This window comes from Actinospica durhamensis (assembly GCF_018139695.1).
GTDB classification, from domain to species: domain Bacteria; phylum Actinomycetota; class Actinomycetes; order Streptomycetales; family Catenulisporaceae; genus Actinospica; species Actinospica durhamensis.
Genome location: NZ_JAGSOG010000086.1, coordinates 16239 through 31749 on the forward strand (window position 1 = coordinate 16239; position 15511 = coordinate 31749).

Annotated in this window: 12 protein-coding genes and 4 pseudogenes; 8 read left to right on the plus strand and 8 right to left on the minus strand. The window is 67.4% G+C overall.

What is annotated here, in order from left to right; genetic code table 11:
- Positions 1-9: 9 nt before the first annotated feature.
- Positions 10-834 carry a transposase family protein gene (locus KDL01_RS43480; RefSeq protein WP_212529682.1) on the minus strand — a complete coding sequence of 275 codons (825 nt, stop codon included), beginning with the start codon at positions 832-834 and terminating at the stop codon, positions 10-12.
- A gap of 139 nt (positions 835-973) precedes the next feature.
- A pseudogene (locus tag KDL01_RS18125) lies at positions 974-2124 on the minus strand (IS30 family transposase).
- A 51-nt stretch (positions 2125-2175) separates the two neighbouring features.
- On the opposite strand from KDL01_RS18125, the pseudogene KDL01_RS18130 reads away from it, so the two are divergent.
- A pseudogene (locus KDL01_RS18130) lies at positions 2176-2604 on the plus strand (IS256 family transposase); the annotation flags it as partial.
- A pseudogene (locus KDL01_RS43485) lies at positions 2593-2786 on the plus strand (ISAzo13-like element transposase-related protein); the annotation flags it as partial. The pseudogenes KDL01_RS18130 and KDL01_RS43485, both read left to right, overlap by 12 nt.
- Before the next feature lie 105 nt (positions 2787-2891).
- On the opposite strand, the pseudogene KDL01_RS18135 reads toward KDL01_RS43485, so the two are convergent.
- From KDL01_RS18135 to KDL01_RS18145, 3 genes and pseudogenes are all read right to left on the minus strand, one after another.
- Positions 2892-4004, minus strand: a pseudogene (locus KDL01_RS18135) (serpin family protein); the annotation flags it as partial.
- Positions 4001-4693, minus strand: a complete 693-nt coding sequence (locus tag KDL01_RS18140; protein WP_246576599.1) for a class I SAM-dependent methyltransferase — start codon at positions 4691-4693, stop codon at positions 4001-4003. The gene KDL01_RS18140 and the pseudogene KDL01_RS18135, both read right to left, overlap by 4 nt.
- 229 nt (positions 4694-4922) lie before the next feature.
- Positions 4923-7025 carry a hypothetical protein gene (locus KDL01_RS18145; protein WP_212529693.1) on the minus strand — a complete coding sequence of 701 codons (2103 nt, stop codon included), beginning with the start codon at positions 7023-7025 and terminating at the stop codon, positions 4923-4925.
- 94 nt (positions 7026-7119) lie between these two features.
- Between KDL01_RS18145 and KDL01_RS18150 the strand changes: the two genes are divergently transcribed.
- The 3 genes from KDL01_RS18150 (at position 7120) to KDL01_RS18160 (ending at position 8862) form a co-directional block, all read left to right on the plus strand.
- Positions 7120-7719 (plus strand): SMI1/KNR4 family protein, encoded by a 600-nt coding sequence (locus tag KDL01_RS18150; RefSeq protein WP_212529694.1) that lies wholly within the window; start codon positions 7120-7122, stop codon positions 7717-7719.
- The gene (locus tag KDL01_RS18155) at positions 7716-8324 is read left to right on the plus strand and encodes a hypothetical protein (RefSeq protein WP_212529695.1); all 609 of its coding nucleotides are present in this window, start codon (positions 7716-7718) and stop codon (positions 8322-8324) included. Before KDL01_RS18150 ends, KDL01_RS18155 begins: the two co-directional genes overlap by 4 nt.
- A gap of 70 nt (positions 8325-8394) precedes the next feature.
- The gene (locus KDL01_RS18160; RefSeq protein ID WP_212529696.1) at positions 8395-8862 is read left to right on the plus strand and encodes a hypothetical protein; all 468 of its coding nucleotides are present in this window, start codon (positions 8395-8397) and stop codon (positions 8860-8862) included.
- Here the strand turns inward: KDL01_RS18160 and KDL01_RS18165 are convergent.
- From KDL01_RS18165 to KDL01_RS18175, 3 genes are all read right to left on the minus strand, one after another.
- Positions 8856-9338 carry a DUF5959 family protein gene (locus tag KDL01_RS18165; protein ID WP_212529697.1) on the minus strand — a complete coding sequence of 161 codons (483 nt, stop codon included), beginning with the start codon at positions 9336-9338 and terminating at the stop codon, positions 8856-8858. The two genes, KDL01_RS18160 and KDL01_RS18165, sit on opposite strands and share 7 nt — an antisense overlap.
- A gap of 92 nt (positions 9339-9430) precedes the next feature.
- Positions 9431-9937: a hypothetical protein gene (locus KDL01_RS18170; protein ID WP_212529698.1), complete on the minus strand. Its 507-nt coding sequence runs from the start codon at positions 9935-9937 to the stop codon at positions 9431-9433.
- Positions 9938-10036: 99 nt separating this feature from the next.
- Complete coding sequence (locus KDL01_RS18175) at positions 10037-10807, minus strand: DUF6928 family protein (RefSeq protein WP_212529699.1); 771 nt, start codon at positions 10805-10807, stop codon at positions 10037-10039.
- A 223-nt stretch (positions 10808-11030) separates the two neighbouring features.
- Here KDL01_RS18175 and KDL01_RS18180 point away from each other — a divergent pair, with 223 nt between their 5' ends.
- The 3 genes from KDL01_RS18180 (at position 11031) to KDL01_RS18190 (ending at position 14785) form a co-directional block, all read left to right on the plus strand.
- On the plus strand, positions 11031-11792 hold the full coding sequence (locus KDL01_RS18180) for a hypothetical protein (protein WP_212529700.1): 762 nt from the start codon (positions 11031-11033) through the stop codon (positions 11790-11792).
- A gap of 54 nt (positions 11793-11846) precedes the next feature.
- On the plus strand, positions 11847-13127 hold the full coding sequence (locus KDL01_RS45275; protein ID WP_212529701.1) for a DUF2716 domain-containing protein: 1281 nt from the start codon (positions 11847-11849) through the stop codon (positions 13125-13127).
- 449 nt (positions 13128-13576) lie between these two features.
- A complete protein-coding gene (locus KDL01_RS18190; protein ID WP_212529702.1) occupies positions 13577-14785 on the plus strand; it encodes a recombinase family protein in 1209 nt (402 codons plus the stop codon).
- The last annotated feature ends 726 nt before the right edge of the window (positions 14786-15511 follow it).

The window sequence follows — 15511 nt, forward strand, 5'->3', positions numbered from 1 at the left end:
CAGCGAGCTTCACCTCGTTATCCGGCGCTCGAAGCGCGTGATGGCGAGGGCGGCACGAGCGATCTGGGTGATTCGTCTCGGGCTGAGGGTGATGTGCTCGAGAGCTTTCCAGCGTTCGGTCAGGACCGCGAAGCCGCGCTCGCCGAGGCAGCGCAGACCACGGAGCAGCTTGTTGTACGTGCGGGCGTTGACGTGCAGCGGGAGGCCGTCCTTGCGGTGCGGGACCGGGGTGAGCACACCGCAGCCTGCGCCTTCATACCCGCAATCGGCGAGGATCGGCATCTCGGCGGTGTAATGCCAGGCGATCGCCAGGACCAGTTCACGGGCGGCGGTCACGTCGTGCGTGGAGCCCGGAAGCACGTCCGAGACCCACAGAGGCTCGCCCGCCGGGTCCATCAGCGCCTGAATCACGCCGCCGAACTCCCTGTTCTTACCGGAGTACCACGCGTCGATCTCGCGGCCCTTCTTCGAGACCTTCGTCTCGGCCATCCGGTCGGTCGATATCAGCGTGCCGTCCAGGATCAGATAGGCACATCCGGCGGCCTTCGCCGCTTCCAATGCCTCCTGGAGGTCGGGGGCCTGGTCCGAGATGACCGCGAGCACTTCGTCGCGATAACGGTACGCGGTGGTGCGCGAGAGGCCGAACCCCGCGCCCAGGCGTTCCACGTCGCACCGGTCCCGCAGCCATGCCAGGCCGAACAGCGCCTGCTTGAACGGGGTCAGCAGCCTCGTTCCCCGGCGCGTGCCGCGCCGCCGGCGCTCTGCGTGGAGCAGTCGGGCGACGTATCGGACGGTTTCTCGATCGACATCGAGCGTGAGAGCATACGAGAACACGCGGGGCCGTTCCAGTAGAGGATCTTTCTTAGTCAGAACCCTTCTACCAGCGGCCCCGCGTTCTACGTCGCCGCGGTCCGCGATGCCACCCGATGCCCGATCCGCCCGAAAAGCGTCGTCGGGATCACCTCAGTGTGACTCACATGGCGTATTCCCATTCTCGCATGGCCTCCCGGGGCGTCCGGTCGCCGAGGATCATGCGGGGCCGGTCGTTGAGCTGTTGCGCGATGGCGCGCAGGTCGCGCAGAGTGTGGAGTGAGAGGTCGCTGCCCTTGGGCAGGTACTGGCGTAGCAGGCCATTGGTGTTCTCGTTGGTGCCGCGCTGCCAGGGGGCGTGCGGGTCGCAGAAGTAGATCTGTAGGCCGGTGAGTTCGGCGACCTGCTCGTGGTGGTAGAGCTCTCGGCCCTGGTCCCAGGTGAGGGTCCGCAGCAGGTCCCGGGGCAGGATGCGAACTGGGCGGCGAGCGCATCGCGCAGTTGTGGGGCCTTCCAGCCGCCCGGCAGGTGGATCAGGTGCACGAAGCGGGTGGCCCGGTCGACGAGGGTGCCCACGGCGGAGCGCAGGCCCCGCCCGATGATCAAATCACCTTCCCAGTGGCCTGGGACGCGTCGCTCATTGGCCTCGGCCGGGCGGGTGTGGACCGGACGCATATTCGGTATCCGGTTCTTGTGGGGCATGCCGCGCCGCTGGCGGCGCCGTCGGGTCCGGCCCGTGCGCAGCTTGTGCTCGCGGGCACCCAGGTGCCCGGCGAACAACGCACGGTAGATCGTCTCGGGGCACGCTCTCATCGCCGCGTCACGCGGGTAGCAGCGGGTGAGGTAGCGCGAGATCTGCTGCGGCGACCATCCCTGCCTGAGCTTGTCCATCACCGCCGTCCTGAGCGGCGAGGTGCCGGCGAGTTTCGGCGCCTTGGGCCGCCTGCGCCGCAGCAGCACCTGGTTGTGTGACCACCAGGGCTGATAGGTATCGGCGCGGTACCTCGTCTCGGTGCGCCCGCGCGCGATCTCCCGGTAGATCGTGGAGCGGTGCTTGCCGAGTTGCGCGGCGATCTGCGCGACCGGCACGCCGACCGCAAGAGCCTCGGCGATCGCGATCCGGTCGTCCTGGGTCAGGAACCGGGAGGAGACGGGCTTGTCGGGAGCCATGCTCCCAGCCTCGAGGTACCACAGCGACCCGCAACTGGTCGATACTCCAACCAGCCGAGCAGCCGCGGCTCCCTTCATCCCCGTACGGATCAACCTGAAGTACCGCGCCTTGACCGTGACCGGCTCCTTGGTCCCCTTCGGCATATGGGTGAACCTCCTGACATCGGTGTCGCAACCACCGATGGAAACCGCCGCGTCTACCCGGTGATCTTCATCGACTGCGTGCACGTGAAGATCAGGGACGGGCAGGTGGCGAACCGCCCGATCTACATGGCCCTGGCCGTGACCTGCGAGGGCACCCGCGAGATCCTCGGGCTGTGGGCCGGGGACGGCGGCGAGGGCGCGAAGTACTGGATGCACGTGCTCACCGAGATCAAAAACCGCGGGGTCGCGGATGCGTGCATGCTCGTGTGCGACGGCCTCAAGGGCCTGCAGGAGGCGATCGAGGCGGTCTGGCCGGCGGCGGTGACGCAGACCTGCGTCGTTCATTTGCTGCGGGCCTCGTTCCGCTACGCCGCCCGGCAGGACTGGGACGCGATGGCCAAGGCGCTGCGGCCGGTGTACACCGCTGCGACCGAGGCCGCCGCACTCGAGCGGTTCTACGAGTTCCAGGTCCGCCGCTGGTGGACGGAGTCGGCGCGGCGAACTACCCGTCAGCCCGCAGGCTTCTGATCACCTGCGACGCCGGCGGCTCCAACGGCTACCGCACCGGGGCCTGGAAGGCCGAACTGGCCGCGTTCGCCGAGCAGACCGGCCTGGCGATCACGGTCGCGCACTTCCCGCCCGGAACGAGCAAGTTCTCGAAGGCTCGCCCGGACTTCGAGGTCTTCGACCGTCGGCTCGTACGCCTCCGGCTCGGCCACCCAGCCGGCAGCCAGGATGAGCCCGCTGGCGCGATGCGAGGCGAAGAAGCCGAACGGACGGTCCAGCTCGACGCGGATCTGCTTGACCCGCCTCGGCGGCACGGGCGGCATCCCGCCGGCCATCAAAGCGATCGCGGTGACGGCCGCCGCTTCGAAGCCCTTCGCGGTGAATCGGGCCGCCGCGCTCTGTCGTGCCTGCGAGACCGCCAACGGCTGCGCGCTGATCGCAGGGAAATGGCCGCGGAGCCTGTCGGTCACGGTGTCCAGGCCGAACACCTCGGGATGCTCGAGCAGGTCATGACTGGCGTCGACGCTGAAGCGCGGCATGTGAATCAAAAGGCGATCGTCTGGTTCGTTATCGGGAACACGCTCCACGGCCAATGCGGGTGCGGTTTCGCCGATGCGCAGCTCCCCGCCCCTGCGTCCGTACCCGCTGCGGGCGAGCAGTCCGCCCTCGAGCACCTCACGCGCCGATCGCCCCTGCTCCCCGATGACCAGGTGCACGGTGACGCCCTCCTTGCCCAGGATCTCCAAGCACGTGATCTCGCCGTGGTTCGTCGCAGCCACGCTGACCCGGTCCACTATCCGGCTCGCGCGCCAGAGGGTGTAATAGCGCCTGTCCCGCCATACGCCCTCATCCGACCAGGTCGGGTATCCCGACTCCGTGAACGGCCGGATCCAGCTGGTGCGTACCGACATCGCGGTGGCGAGAACCAGCAACGTCTCGTCGTCGACCTCGACCGGCATCTTCTCGATGAGCCCGCCGGTGTGCTGCCGGGCCCAGCCGTCCAGCAGCGGCCCGTCGCGGACCGGGTCCCCGGTCAGGTGGCCGACGGTGCCGAGCGGCAGGCCCGTCGTCCACGGCGGATCGAGCGGACACTGCGCTCTGGCCCAGATACCCAGGGCCGAATTCGTCGCCGTCATCTCGCGCAGCAGACCCAGGATTTCCAGGGCTCCGGCCCTCGCGTCGTTGGCCGGGAGGCCGACTGCGTGCTCCAGCTCTTTACGGCCCGGCCCGTCGGCGGCGTGTGCCAGGAGTCCGAGTAGCGGCCAGGCCGACGGCGCGCAGAACACCGACGACTGGTCCGGGCAGGTTCGAATCCACTGCCGTGTCATGCGGTTGACCGCATCAACCGGCTTGACGTGCCGCGGGCCGCTCATGAGTGGCTCCACTCGTAGTAGGAGGCGACGGCAGGCTGCCCGGTGTAGTTCGGGCCGACAGCGTCATCAGCGCCCAGATACGCTGTTTCGAGATCCAGTGCGCGGGGCCCGGTGCAGCTCACACGCTTACGTCGCGTGTCGTACTCCCATCCCGCTTGCCGCAAGGCCGCCACGACTTTCCGCGCGCCGCTGCGGCCCCGGCCGTCGCGGATGCTCCCCGGGTCGAAGTCCGCGACGAATAGGCCATCGGGAGCAAGCCACGAGGCGGCCCGATCCAGCACTCGAAGCTTGTCACCCACGTAGTGCAGGCCGTGCACGCATGTGATCAAGTCGAAACTCCGCCGCGGCGACCAGCCGGCAGCCGACGCCGCGATCAGCTCCAGTCCCGGTGGCCGGGGCCCGCTCAGGAAGTGGTCGACCAAGTCGATGCCGACGATCGTGACCGCCGACTCCGGCCGCTCGGCCGCGAACCGCCCCGCGGCGTGAATCAGGGCCTTGCCGGAACTGCAGCACAGATCGAGCCATGCCTGCGCCCCTTCTCGGGCCGCAAGGAACTCGTATGGGTCAAAGCCGAGCTCCTTCGCGTAGCTGTTGGGGCCTGCCAAGCCGCGCTCGCGGTTCATCGTGTTGTTCGCGACAACCGGCGAAGCCGCCAGCGCGGTGTCCTCGAGAAGCTGCAGTGAAGACATGCCTCCCGGCTCCCCGATGCGCTCGCCGTCGACGTGCCAGCACGTCACGTTCCATATGGCTACGACCGTCAGGGTAGCGGCTCCGGTGCTACCGGAGATTCGCATTTTCCTCTGAGGGCTGGTTGCCGGGCTCCTCGTGCCGCTGCTGGGCTTGATCTCCGTGAACTTGGCCAAATGGTCCGTCAGCATGCCGTGGCACGGCGCGATCAGCACTTCCCGGGACCTGACGTCATGAGGCTCCCGTCGATTCGGTGCTGCTGGGCCAGGCGATGCGTTCGGCGGCGTCCGCGCATGCCGCCAGCAGCCTCTCATCGCTCGGAACGTTGCTGTTGGACCAGAGGCCTTGGCGGAATGTGTGGCGGCGCGGATCGGCCAGTTCGGTGCGCAACAGCGGCAGGAAGTCAGACGCCTGGGTCCCCAGGCTGCCGATGCACTCTGCGATGAGGGTGCGGGTATTGGCATTCTCCTGCCATGCAGCTGCCAGAACCGGTAGCAGCGCAGCCTCACTGGCGGAGATCTTGATCAGCGCTGTGGAGGCTCGGACACGTGTCCAAAGATCCTCGGATCCTGCCAGGACCCTGATGAATCCGGCCATCGGCGCCGCTCCGGCGCTGGCTGCCCCGGCGCACTGCGCAGCCAAGCCCGCAGCACGCTGGTCGGTGCCTGCGATGAGGGGTCGTAGGTCGGAGAGGAAGGCCTCCAAATCATGCGTGATCGCCCAGGCTGTTTCGATGGCCGGCAGCGCTACATGCGCGTTCGGGTGGCCGGTGAGGCGTCGCACGTGCACCAGGGAGGGTTGCGCGGCTTTGCCGAGCGACTTGAGCGTGTGCAGCGCACTCTGGATGATCGCGTGATTCCCCGAACGCATCGCTATGTCCAGGATCCGCATGACGTCGGAGAGAGCCTCGGTCGCGCCGAGTTGCCGCGCGGCGGTAAGCATGTTGCTGATGCTGTTCCGCCGGGCGGGATCGATCTCGACCTGCACCGTCGCGAGCTGCGCGAGCAGTCGCGGCGTGAACTTGTGCCGGTAGTCGCGGTACTGCCCAAGCGTCTGGACGAGCATGGAGGTTTCAGCTCCGCTGTCCAGCGCGGCGATGATGCCCGGCACGGCGCGTGGATCGCCCAGGCGGGCGAGCGCGAGCAGCATCATCCGGTACGGGTCTTGAACCTTCCGGTCCGGGCTGACCCAGGCTTCGGGGCCGGCGGCGCCTACTTGTGCGGCCAGTGTGTCGGCGGCCGGCGCCGCCAGTTCGTACGTGTCTTGCAACGCCAGCGCGGCCATGTAGCGCACCGGATGCTCCGGTGCGTCGAGTTGGCCCCCGATGAGCCGGACCAAATGCTCGAACGGGCCGCGCCAGCGGCCGATCAGCTGACTGCCCATGCGCAACGCATCCACTCGCCGCCCCGGCTCGGGCTGGCGGAGCTGGTCGACGATCAGCGCGATCCGGTCGGCGACCCGCTCGGCGAGCGCGTCGTGCAAGACACGGACCAGATCCGCAGTCCAGGCATCCGCGCGGCCCTCGCGTTCGGGAGCGAACATCACGCGCACCGCCCCGACCAAGGTCGGCGTCGCCGGCCGATCGTCGATCGGAGGGGCGTTGTAGCCGGGATGGGCACTGATTTCGCCGAGGAGTCGGACAGCGCGGCCGGTCAGGTCTTCGACCGTCTGCTCGGGCGCTGAGCGGGCCAGATGAACGAGTGCGGCGAGCCGAGTGCCGGGGTCGGCGTCCCCGCCGACCACTTCCAGCAGCCATTCGGCGACCTGGTCGCCGACCTCCGGGGTGCGTACCGCGACATCGGCTGCCGCCGTAATGATCGCGATGCGGCTCTCTACGACCGGCTCCAGAGCCAGCCGGTGCCTGAACAACCGCAAGGCCTCCACAGGTTGAGCCGTGAAATACGCCAGAGCGGCCACGGCGGCTGATCTGACCTGCGGGTCCTCATCTGCGAGCCAGGCTACGAATTCATCTGCCCGCGTCCGTATCAGTGCCTCAGCCTGCCGATACGGCACCGCCCAGTCCGCCTCGTCATCTCCGCGCGCCCGCGGCGAACCGACCGTCGACTCGCCGATGCTCACGAATAGTTCGGCCACCGCCCCACGCCCGGCCACCGTCGCGTCCGCGACCACGTCGAACAGGAACGGCAGACACGCAACAGTCGAATCGTAGATGTCGCGTTGATGGTGGACGGCCCCGTGAAACCTGTCCAGGGCGATCTCCCGCTCGTCGGGATCGTCCGACACCAGGCCCCGCAAGATGTCCGGCACGCCCTCGGCCGAACCGTAGGCGTGTGTGAGTGAAGCCCAGTCGATGTCGAAGAGATCGGCGAACATGACCCGCACTATGCACCACGGCTACGACAGACGCTGCGTCCGACGGCCCGCGCCCACCGACGCCGAGATTGCGACTCCGCTAGCCTTGCCCGCCATGAGCTACCTCCTGGACGCCGCCCACGCCACGCCCGAGGACCTGGCCACGCTGCGCGAAGAGTTCGGGCCCGACAGCACGCCGCTGGGGTGGGACGCGGTCTACGCCTTCGAAAGCGAGCACGGCATCATCCTCCCCGAGCCGTACCGCAGCTTCGTCGCGACCATCGGCGACGGCTCCTACTCGGGTCCTCCGGACTACGGCCTCATGGAACTCGGCGTGCTTCCCCCGGACTGGGGAGCGGGTCGACCGGAGCGGGATCTGGGCAAGCCGTTCCCGCTGACAGGGCAGTGGATCTGGGAGGGCGGCGATGCGCCGGAGCCGGATGAAGACGAGCTCGCCCCGGTTTACGACCACGGCTCTCTCGTACTGGGCACCGATGGCTGCGGCATGTACTGGCACCTGATCGTCACGGGTGAACACCGCGGCCACATCTACCTCATCGACGAAATGGCAGCGACCCCCTTCGGTGCCGAATTCGGCCTCACCAGCGGCGAGCCCGGGTTCGCCGGCTGGGTGAAGCACTGGGCCGACGGGAAGGAGTGGTGGGACCGTCAGGAGGCGACGGCACTTTCAAATCCTCCTGCGGAAGAGGGATGAGCGTCACCGGTTTCTGGATCGCCGCAGCCGTGCCGTCGGCGGCTGTCTCGCAACTGCGTGCCGACATCCCCGGTGAGCCCCAAGCGCCGGAGGATCTCTCGTGGTGGCAGGCGATGGATGCCGCGGCGCTCGCGGAGCCGGAGTCCCGCGGATATGGGCAGCACTGCCCCACTGATGCGGTGCTCCGCTTCTGCGAGATGCACGACGCCCGGCGCCCGGACTTCGACGTGGACGCGTGCATGGATCTGCTGGCGGACGTCCCGGAGCAAGACCGGTTCGTTGCATCCATCCGCAAGGGCGATCCGGTAGCAGCGCTCTACTACGGCCTCGGATTCGAAGCCGCATTCGCAATGCCGGGGCGGTCTGGTTGCTTCCTGCTCACCGCTGAAGAAGTCTCGGAAGCCGCACAGGCCACTGACACGGTCCTCGCCATGAACCCCGTACGGCGTGCGAGTGTCGCAGCCAGGATTAGCGCTTGGCTCCAGGTCACCGGAGATGCACCAGACAACTTCGACATTGAAGGGCTCATAGACGGCCCCGGGCGGATCCTGAAGCGCGCAAGCCGAAGCTCACAGGGTGCACTCGGCATTGTGCAGTGGTACTGACGCTCAGGCCATCGAGTACGGGCTCGCTCGTTCGAACCGCTGGCCCGGATGGGTTGCTAGTCTGCGCGCCGTGAGTAGCGACGTGTTGACCGTCTTCCCCACCGACCCGTATTGGCAGCCGAGCCGGGCCGACGGTACTCGCGCTGCGGCGCTCGCAGCCGAGTTGGCTCCCGTCGGCCGCCGGACAGCGCCCGTACCCACCGAGCCCCGGTGGCACGAGAGTGTGGTGTTCGTCGACTGCGGCAGCAATCTCGAGGCGGTCGGCTGCCGACTGTGCGGCACGTCGCTCGAGCTGACATGGTGGTCCGAGGCCGTCGACGCTCGGGCTGTGGGCGGTTTCGAGGACCTAGAGGTGCTGACGCCGTGCTGTGCGGCAGCGCAGTCACTGAACGATCTTGACTACCGCTGGCCGTGCGGTTTCGCCCGCTTCGACGTGCCGATCTGGAATCCGGAGCGAGACTGGCTCGAGGAACGGGACCTCGCCGCGATCGGAAAGGTTCTGGGACACCCGGTTCGGCAGGTGAGAGCCCACTATTGAGGTGTGCCGTCTTGCCGCGTTGGGCGCCACTCGTAGCTGCCAGGCGAGGTCGAGACGACTTCGCGCGGATATGCCTGCTGTACGGCCGTGAGCCTCGCCCGGGACTCGTCCACGTCGATGGTGATCGGGATCTGGACGATCGCGCCGGACTGCGCGGGGTCGGACACGGTCGCGTGCCAGAATCCGCTCCCGTCTCCGGGCCCGATCTGGATCTCGGGGCAGCGGTTGCCGAGCCAGGAGACGGGCTCGTCCTCGGCCAGCGCGTCGATGGCGCTTTCCCAGGCATCGATGTCTGACGGGGCGATCGTGGTCTTAAGGCGCAGCGTCCCGATCCCGGTTTCGATGACGATCTCGGCGCGCAGCATGTCGTGCAGCGGCAGCACTCCGGGCGTATGCCGGCCGAGCACGATGACACTCAGGTACTGAGCCCCGGTGCCAAGACGGATGAGCTCAATGCTGTCGGGCGTTGTGTTCATCGGTGGTGGGCTCGCTCTCCTGCGAAGATCGTCGGGTGTGCGGTGCGTGAGGTTAGCGCGCCGTTGAGTGCGTCGGCGTGACTCGGCGCGGTCTACCACGTGCGCCATTGGTCGGTGATCGCGTACCGGCCGAGGTCGTTGCGCTCGGCCAACGCGGGAACGTCGATTCCGGATTCGGCCAGCGTCTTGTCGATGTAGTCGCAGAGCTGCTCGCGCTCGCCGGTTTCATACCCGGCGTCGCCGTGCTCGCGGTTCACCTGGTTAAATGCGAGGACGACGTTTCGGACAGCCGTGAACACCTGCTCGTCCGATGGGTCGTTCAGCGCAGAAACTTCGGCTTCGAAGGCTGCGAGCACCTCGTCGGTGCGTGTCAGAAGCGACTCCGGGAAAGGCGCGGCCATACAGCCCTCTTCGGGGTCGAGTATTCCCGCCTCGATTTCACGCTCGTCCTGCTCGACGCCTTCGCGCCAGTGTTGTGAAGGTGTTACTGCCATGATCGGACTGTAGCCGAGCCCGGTGACAGCTCCAGCGCGGGTGCCGAGGATGTCGCTCCCGATCTCGGCCAGCCCGTCGGGCATCGTTGCGTCGACGTGGATCATCGGACACAGGACACGAGGCGACGGCAAGTCATTCGTCCACTTATCCATGGCCCCGCCGAACCGGCGGCACACCCAGCGGGACCTGCCGTGGCCAGGAGACTATGGGAGGTCCACCTCGAGCATCGAACCGTCCGGCTGCATCCGGAAAAATCGTGGCGGACCCATCTGCGCGATCAGAGCGTCTCTTTCGGCCTGGCGCTGCTCCGGCGTCGGCCCGTCTGGATCGAGCAGGCGGAATCCGTGCGCCAGAAACTCCGAGGCATCCACATCCTCCGGGTCGGGGATCCCTTCCAGGACGAATCCGAACAGTGACCGCAGCGTCTCCTCGCCGAGCTCCAGCGGGTGGAACGGCAGCGGATACGGGTCCTGGTTCGGCCAGCCTGGTGTCCGCTCTGCCGGAGGCTCACCGCCCCAGAACGGTGCCTCGAAGGAGAGCGGCTCACCGATGTTCTCCTGGATTCCGCCATCCGGCGAGACGCTGAGGGAGCGGACCAGCTCGCCGTCGATCCAGATCGCGAAGGCCAGCCAGTCCACCACGCTGTGCATCGCGTGCAGGATGACCGCGCGCCCGTTCGCCGCCTCCAGGAGACGCTGGGGAAGCCGGGACGGGTAGTCGAGCATTAATCGCTGGTCGCACACGATCTCCAAGCCCGGGAAACTCGAGACATACGCCGTATCCTCGGGAGGATACACAGCCTCCCCGAGATCGCTGACAAGCGGAGAGACCCCCTCGTTGCTGACCGACCAGTCCGGATGCAGCGTTCGCAGTACCGACTCGGCCGCTTCGCTCCCGGCTTCGGTCGGTCGGCTGCGCAGCACCTCGACCACGCTGCCCGACGCGTAGGCCAGGATGCCGGCCTTCGCTCCCATCGATCCCTCCCTCTTCTCAACGCCCGGATAGGCGCAGGCGGAGACTACACGGCAGGACCGACAACACCACGTCGAGCTCGCGAACCACCGACCTATCGCATCACCGTCACCGAGACGACACACGGCTGCACGGCGCAGCGCGCCGCTAACACGACGGTGCGACGTATCGCTCGCGCTCACTGACCCAGGCGATCATGCTCCACAAGCCTGCGAAACTGACGGCATGGATCCGGCGCAGGCGTATTTGAAGTGTGAAATCGTCCGTTGGGTCGATGACGAACCACAGCCGGGCATCGTCGAAGCCCGCCTCATGGACGCCGACGGCCGGACGTGGACGTTCCTGGAGAAAACCGCGATCGTCGACTGGGACGAAACCGCCGGCCCAGACTCGATCTACCCTTGCCCGGGCCTGATCAGGTGCGAGGTGCTCGACTGCTACGGCGGCGCGGCAGGACCTCCGTCGATCCTCGTCACGACGTCGCGCCCAGACGGCGTCGAGAGCGTGCACCGGCAGTCCGAGTTCCAGGTGACGGTCGACCAGCTCGCGTGGAGTACCGGCGAGGATGGCGGGCCGCTGTCCGGGCGCCTTGAGTCCGAGACGCTCGTTGGTGCGCGGCTGCTCGGGGTAATCTCCGCCTGGCATGTCCACGACGGCGCCAGGTCCCCGTCTCCGGTCGATGTGTGGCTCGTCCTGGATCCTGCGGGCCCGGTTCGCGTGGGCGTCGCGGCGGATTGGCGGCTGAGCGTCGAACGCCACGGCGTTTATGAGCCGTATGACATGCAGGAGTACGGGCGGATCGAAGTTGACGTGCCGGGCGCGGACTTCGCGTTGTCCGGCCATGTCGGCGATCGGATCCTGGCAGTCGAAGCCGCATGTGACGCGACCACCGGGCAGCTCATGGGCATGACGTTGAGCTTCGAGACCGGCCCCGTCTGCCTGCACAGTCATGGTGGTGACCTTCTCCTGGAGGCGGCGGCTCCCTGACGCTCGCCGCGAAAAGCTGTGGAACCGCTGAAGGCTTGGTGTTGCAATGATGCGGTGCCCACCACGGTCGAGGCTCTGCGCGCGCCGTACGACGAGCAGGTACGCGCTCAGGCAAGCTCACAGCCGCTCGGGGCGGTCGTGGAAGAGTTCGACCTGGCGGCGGTCACGCACTACGGTACGCACGGCACCGTCGCCCACACCGCGCTGTCCACCGCCTCGCCGGATGGCATTGCCGCAGTCGTTGGCAAAGTTCAAGCCTCAGCGGCTAACCTCGGGGAGCCCGTAGAATGGCGGGTCTACGCGCACGATCCGGGAGCCGCGCGGCTGGTTCAGGAGCTGACCGCAGTCGGCTTTACGCCGGGATGGCAGCGCAGTGTCCTGATAGCCGAGATCGACGAAATCGCGATGCCCGCCCTGCCAGGGCCGACGTGGACGATCGAACCAATCCGCTATGGGAACACGCGGCGCGAGGTTGAGGCCCAAAGCCTCGCCCGGCAATCCGGTCCGCACCGGGTCGCCCTGTCGGAGTGGCTGGACGTGGGACGATCGCGAACCTGGAGCATCGAGATAGCAGCCCTGGCGAACGTCGGCGGAACCGTCGCCGTCGGCTGGGCGGAAGACCTCACGGATACCCAGTTCATCGCGATCGGCGGCATGAGCGCTCCGCGCACCGAACTGCTCGCGGCGTGGGTCACTTGGACACGCTGCTGGTTCCTGCGCGGGAAGAAGCGCTACATCTCCGTCGACGCCGATGGCGCTTTGCGCGAGGCGTTGCTGGACAGCGGATTCCACGAAGTCACCTCCGTGCAGTCGTTCCACCTGTGCCCACCCGGCCCGCGCGAGACCGTCCCGCCGGTGAAGCAGATGATCGCGGACCCCGAGGACGTGGAGGTGTGGCGACGTGTCACCGCTCGCCTCCGCTTCTCCAGCAGACCCACCGGCATCCGCATCGCGGCCCCGCAGGATTCGTTCACCTGGTCCACCAGCATGCTCGATCATCCCGACGACGCCCGCACCGTGGCCGTCGAGCACGCCGTCCAACGCGCCCTGCGCACATGCACGCACCCGGGCGAGTACCTGTACTTCCAGCGCTACGGGCTTCAGGGCTTCCGGTTCGACCCGCAACGCGTCGGCATCCCCGGCCGCCCCCACTGGCCCGGCACGGCCTGCGCATGGGATGAATACCACTTCCTCACCACAGCCGACGCCCGCATGGGCACCTACGCCGACCCGACGGAGCAGACCCTCTGCGTGTTCGGCACCGAGTTGCTTGACGCGGTTTCCGCCGAGCTGAGCAGACTGCTCGGCAACAACGGGATCTGGACGTTCGGCTGAAATCGCCCTTCCCTTCCGAACTGCGGACGAATACATCCATCTCTCCGCAGGAGCACCGTAGGTCGGACTCCTGCCAGCCAGAGGCACTCGTTCGAGTGAATGGGCATCCATTGTCCAGTCTGACGACCGGACCGGGCGCACAGTGAAGGTGAGACCGACCCTCACGCCAAGCCCTCTTGAGGCGATCATGACCCTTGCGCTCCAGCCACCGCTGCCCGCCGCCAGTGCTGGACCCGCCGCGGATCCACTCGTCGCCTGGGCCGGGACACACCGCCGCCGGATAGCCGACGCTGCGGTCGGGGGCCTGCGATTCGCGTTCTACTGGCGAGTCTCGACCGAGGATCACCAGGACCCTGCCACCTCGCGCCAGTGGCAGCTGGACCGGGCCGACGGTCTCCGGCGCGGGGCGGATCACCGCCGAGTACAGCGATGTCGGGCTGAGCCGATCGATGTCCTGGCCGATGCGTCCCGGGGCGGCGGCGCTGCTGGCCGCACTGTCAGATCCGGACCGCGGTTTCGACGCCGTGGTGAGCGGCTCGTATGAGCGGGCGTTCTTCGGCAACCAGTTCTCGCTGGTCGCCCCACTGTTCGCGGCCGCCGGGGTGCAGCTGTGGATGCCAGAGGTCGGCGGCGCCCTGGACCCTGAGGTCGACGAACTCGACGAACTGATGGCGCTGCTGGGAATTCTGGCCAAGCGCGAGGTGATCCGCTCCCGGCACCGGGCGAAGAACGCGATGAGCGCGCAGGTGCGCACCCAGGGCCGGTGGGTCGGCGGCCGCGTCCCCTACGGATACCGCCTGGTCGATGCCGGGCCGCATCCGAACAAGGCCGACGCCCGCTGGGGTCGGCGCGCCCACAAGTTCGACATTGACCCGGACACCGCGCCGATCGTGGAATGGATCTTCGCCTCGCGCCGCGAAGGACACAGCGTCGCCCGGATCACCCGCGCGCTCAACGACGCCGGAACCCTGTGCCCGTCCGCGGTCGACCGCGAGTCCAACCCACACCGCAGCGGCACGGCCTGGATCGTGCGCACCGTGCAAGAGATCCTCGGCAACCCCGTGTACACCGGCCGCATGGTCTGGAATCGCCAGCGCACCGACCGCGTCCTGGTCGACCCCTGCAACCCGGGTCTCGGACACCGCGAGGTGACCCGGTGGAACAACCCCGAGGACTGGGTCCTCTCCGAGCGTCCGGCCCACCCCGCGCTCGTCTCCGAGACCGACTTCGTCGCCGTCCAGGGCCTGCGCGCGACGCGCCGCGATGCGCGCCACACCTACCTGCTCACCGCGATCCTACGATGCGCGCTGTGCGACCGGGCGTTCGAAGGGCACTGGGTGCACGAGACCGCCGGCTACCGCTGCCGCCACGGCCACACCTCGGCCAAGACCACCGACTATAAACGGCCGAAGAACACCTACCTGCCGGAAAAGCGCATCACCGCGAAACTGCCCCTACTGCACCGACTGCTCACTGCTGCCGAACCGGCCACGGGCGACACTCGCGCTACTGCCAGCGCCGCCACGTCCAAGCCGTCGACCGCCACACCCGAGGAGGTAATCGACTACCTGCGCATCCACGGCCTCGAGCTCGCCTACGACCCCCGAACCCGGACACTCGAGATCATCGGCAAGCCCGCAGCCCGCATCACTCTCTAAACCAGCGCGAAGCATCCACGAACCGGCGGCACACGCCAGGAAGGAACCCCGCGCACCGTCCCAAAGGGACCCGAACCGCAGCCGAAGTGAGGTGATAGCAAGAACGATCAGCGCCCGGGATGCCAGGAACAGAGGCCCGGGTGCCAAAAAGAAATGCCCCGAAACGGGGCATTGTGGGGTAAAAGTGTGTCCGAGGGGGGATCAATACCATAACCCCGCTAAACACCTGGCTGATTGTCGCTGATCTGCAACTTCCCAAGCGCTAAGGGTTACGTAGAACCTCTATTTCGATTATGGCTCGGATCCCTCTGTCCGTCAAGCGCTTCGGCGTAGTCGAGGTGTACTAACCCAAAGGCCCGATTGGTTAGGCGCAGCTTTCGGGGGCCGTCATATGACGGCCCCCGAAAGCTAGCAATTGCCTGTGCACGGCCCAGGCATTCTCAGGGAAGCAGAGGCTGGAGCATCGACTAGACGGTATGTGGGTGCCGGGCCGGCCCTCCCGCACATCTAGGCACTACCGGCCAGAATCCATCCGGCCGGCAACCCTCGACAACTTGCGAGCGAGGGCCAGCCCTAAACCTACATACCGTCAGATCAATGAGCATCCGCCAACGGTTCGGTGCTGTTCAGGTGGGGTGGCGTGAGCGAGCGTGTTCGTGCTCGTGCATGTCGGGCGCGGCTGTCAAGGCCGTAGATCATCCGGCGATCGGGGCGCGGGTTCGTTGA

What these genes read in the sequence shown, in the direction of transcription:
- KDL01_RS18140 (WP_246576599.1), bottom strand. Translation starts at nt 4,693, where the DNA reads ATGTCTTCACTGCAGCTTCTCGAGGACACCGCGCTGGCGGCTTCGCCG.
- KDL01_RS18145 (WP_212529693.1), bottom strand. Translation starts at nt 7,025, where the DNA reads ATGTTCGCCGATCTCTTCGACATCGACTGGGCTTCACTCACACACGCC.
- KDL01_RS18150 (WP_212529694.1), top strand. Translation starts at nt 7,120, where the DNA reads ATGAGCTACCTCCTGGACGCCGCCCACGCCACGCCCGAGGACCTGGCC.
- KDL01_RS18155 (WP_212529695.1), top strand. Translation starts at nt 7,716, where the DNA reads ATGAGCGTCACCGGTTTCTGGATCGCCGCAGCCGTGCCGTCGGCGGCT.
- KDL01_RS18165 (WP_212529697.1), bottom strand. Translation starts at nt 9,338, where the DNA reads ATGAACACAACGCCCGACAGCATTGAGCTCATCCGTCTTGGCACCGGG.
- KDL01_RS18170 (WP_212529698.1), bottom strand. Translation starts at nt 9,937, where the DNA reads ATGATCCACGTCGACGCAACGATGCCCGACGGGCTGGCCGAGATCGGG.
- KDL01_RS18175 (WP_212529699.1), bottom strand. Translation starts at nt 10,807, where the DNA reads ATGGGAGCGAAGGCCGGCATCCTGGCCTACGCGTCGGGCAGCGTGGTC.
- KDL01_RS18180 (WP_212529700.1), top strand. Translation starts at nt 11,031, where the DNA reads ATGGATCCGGCGCAGGCGTATTTGAAGTGTGAAATCGTCCGTTGGGTC.
- KDL01_RS18190 (WP_212529702.1), top strand. Translation starts at nt 13,577, where the DNA reads ATGTCCTGGCCGATGCGTCCCGGGGCGGCGGCGCTGCTGGCCGCACTG.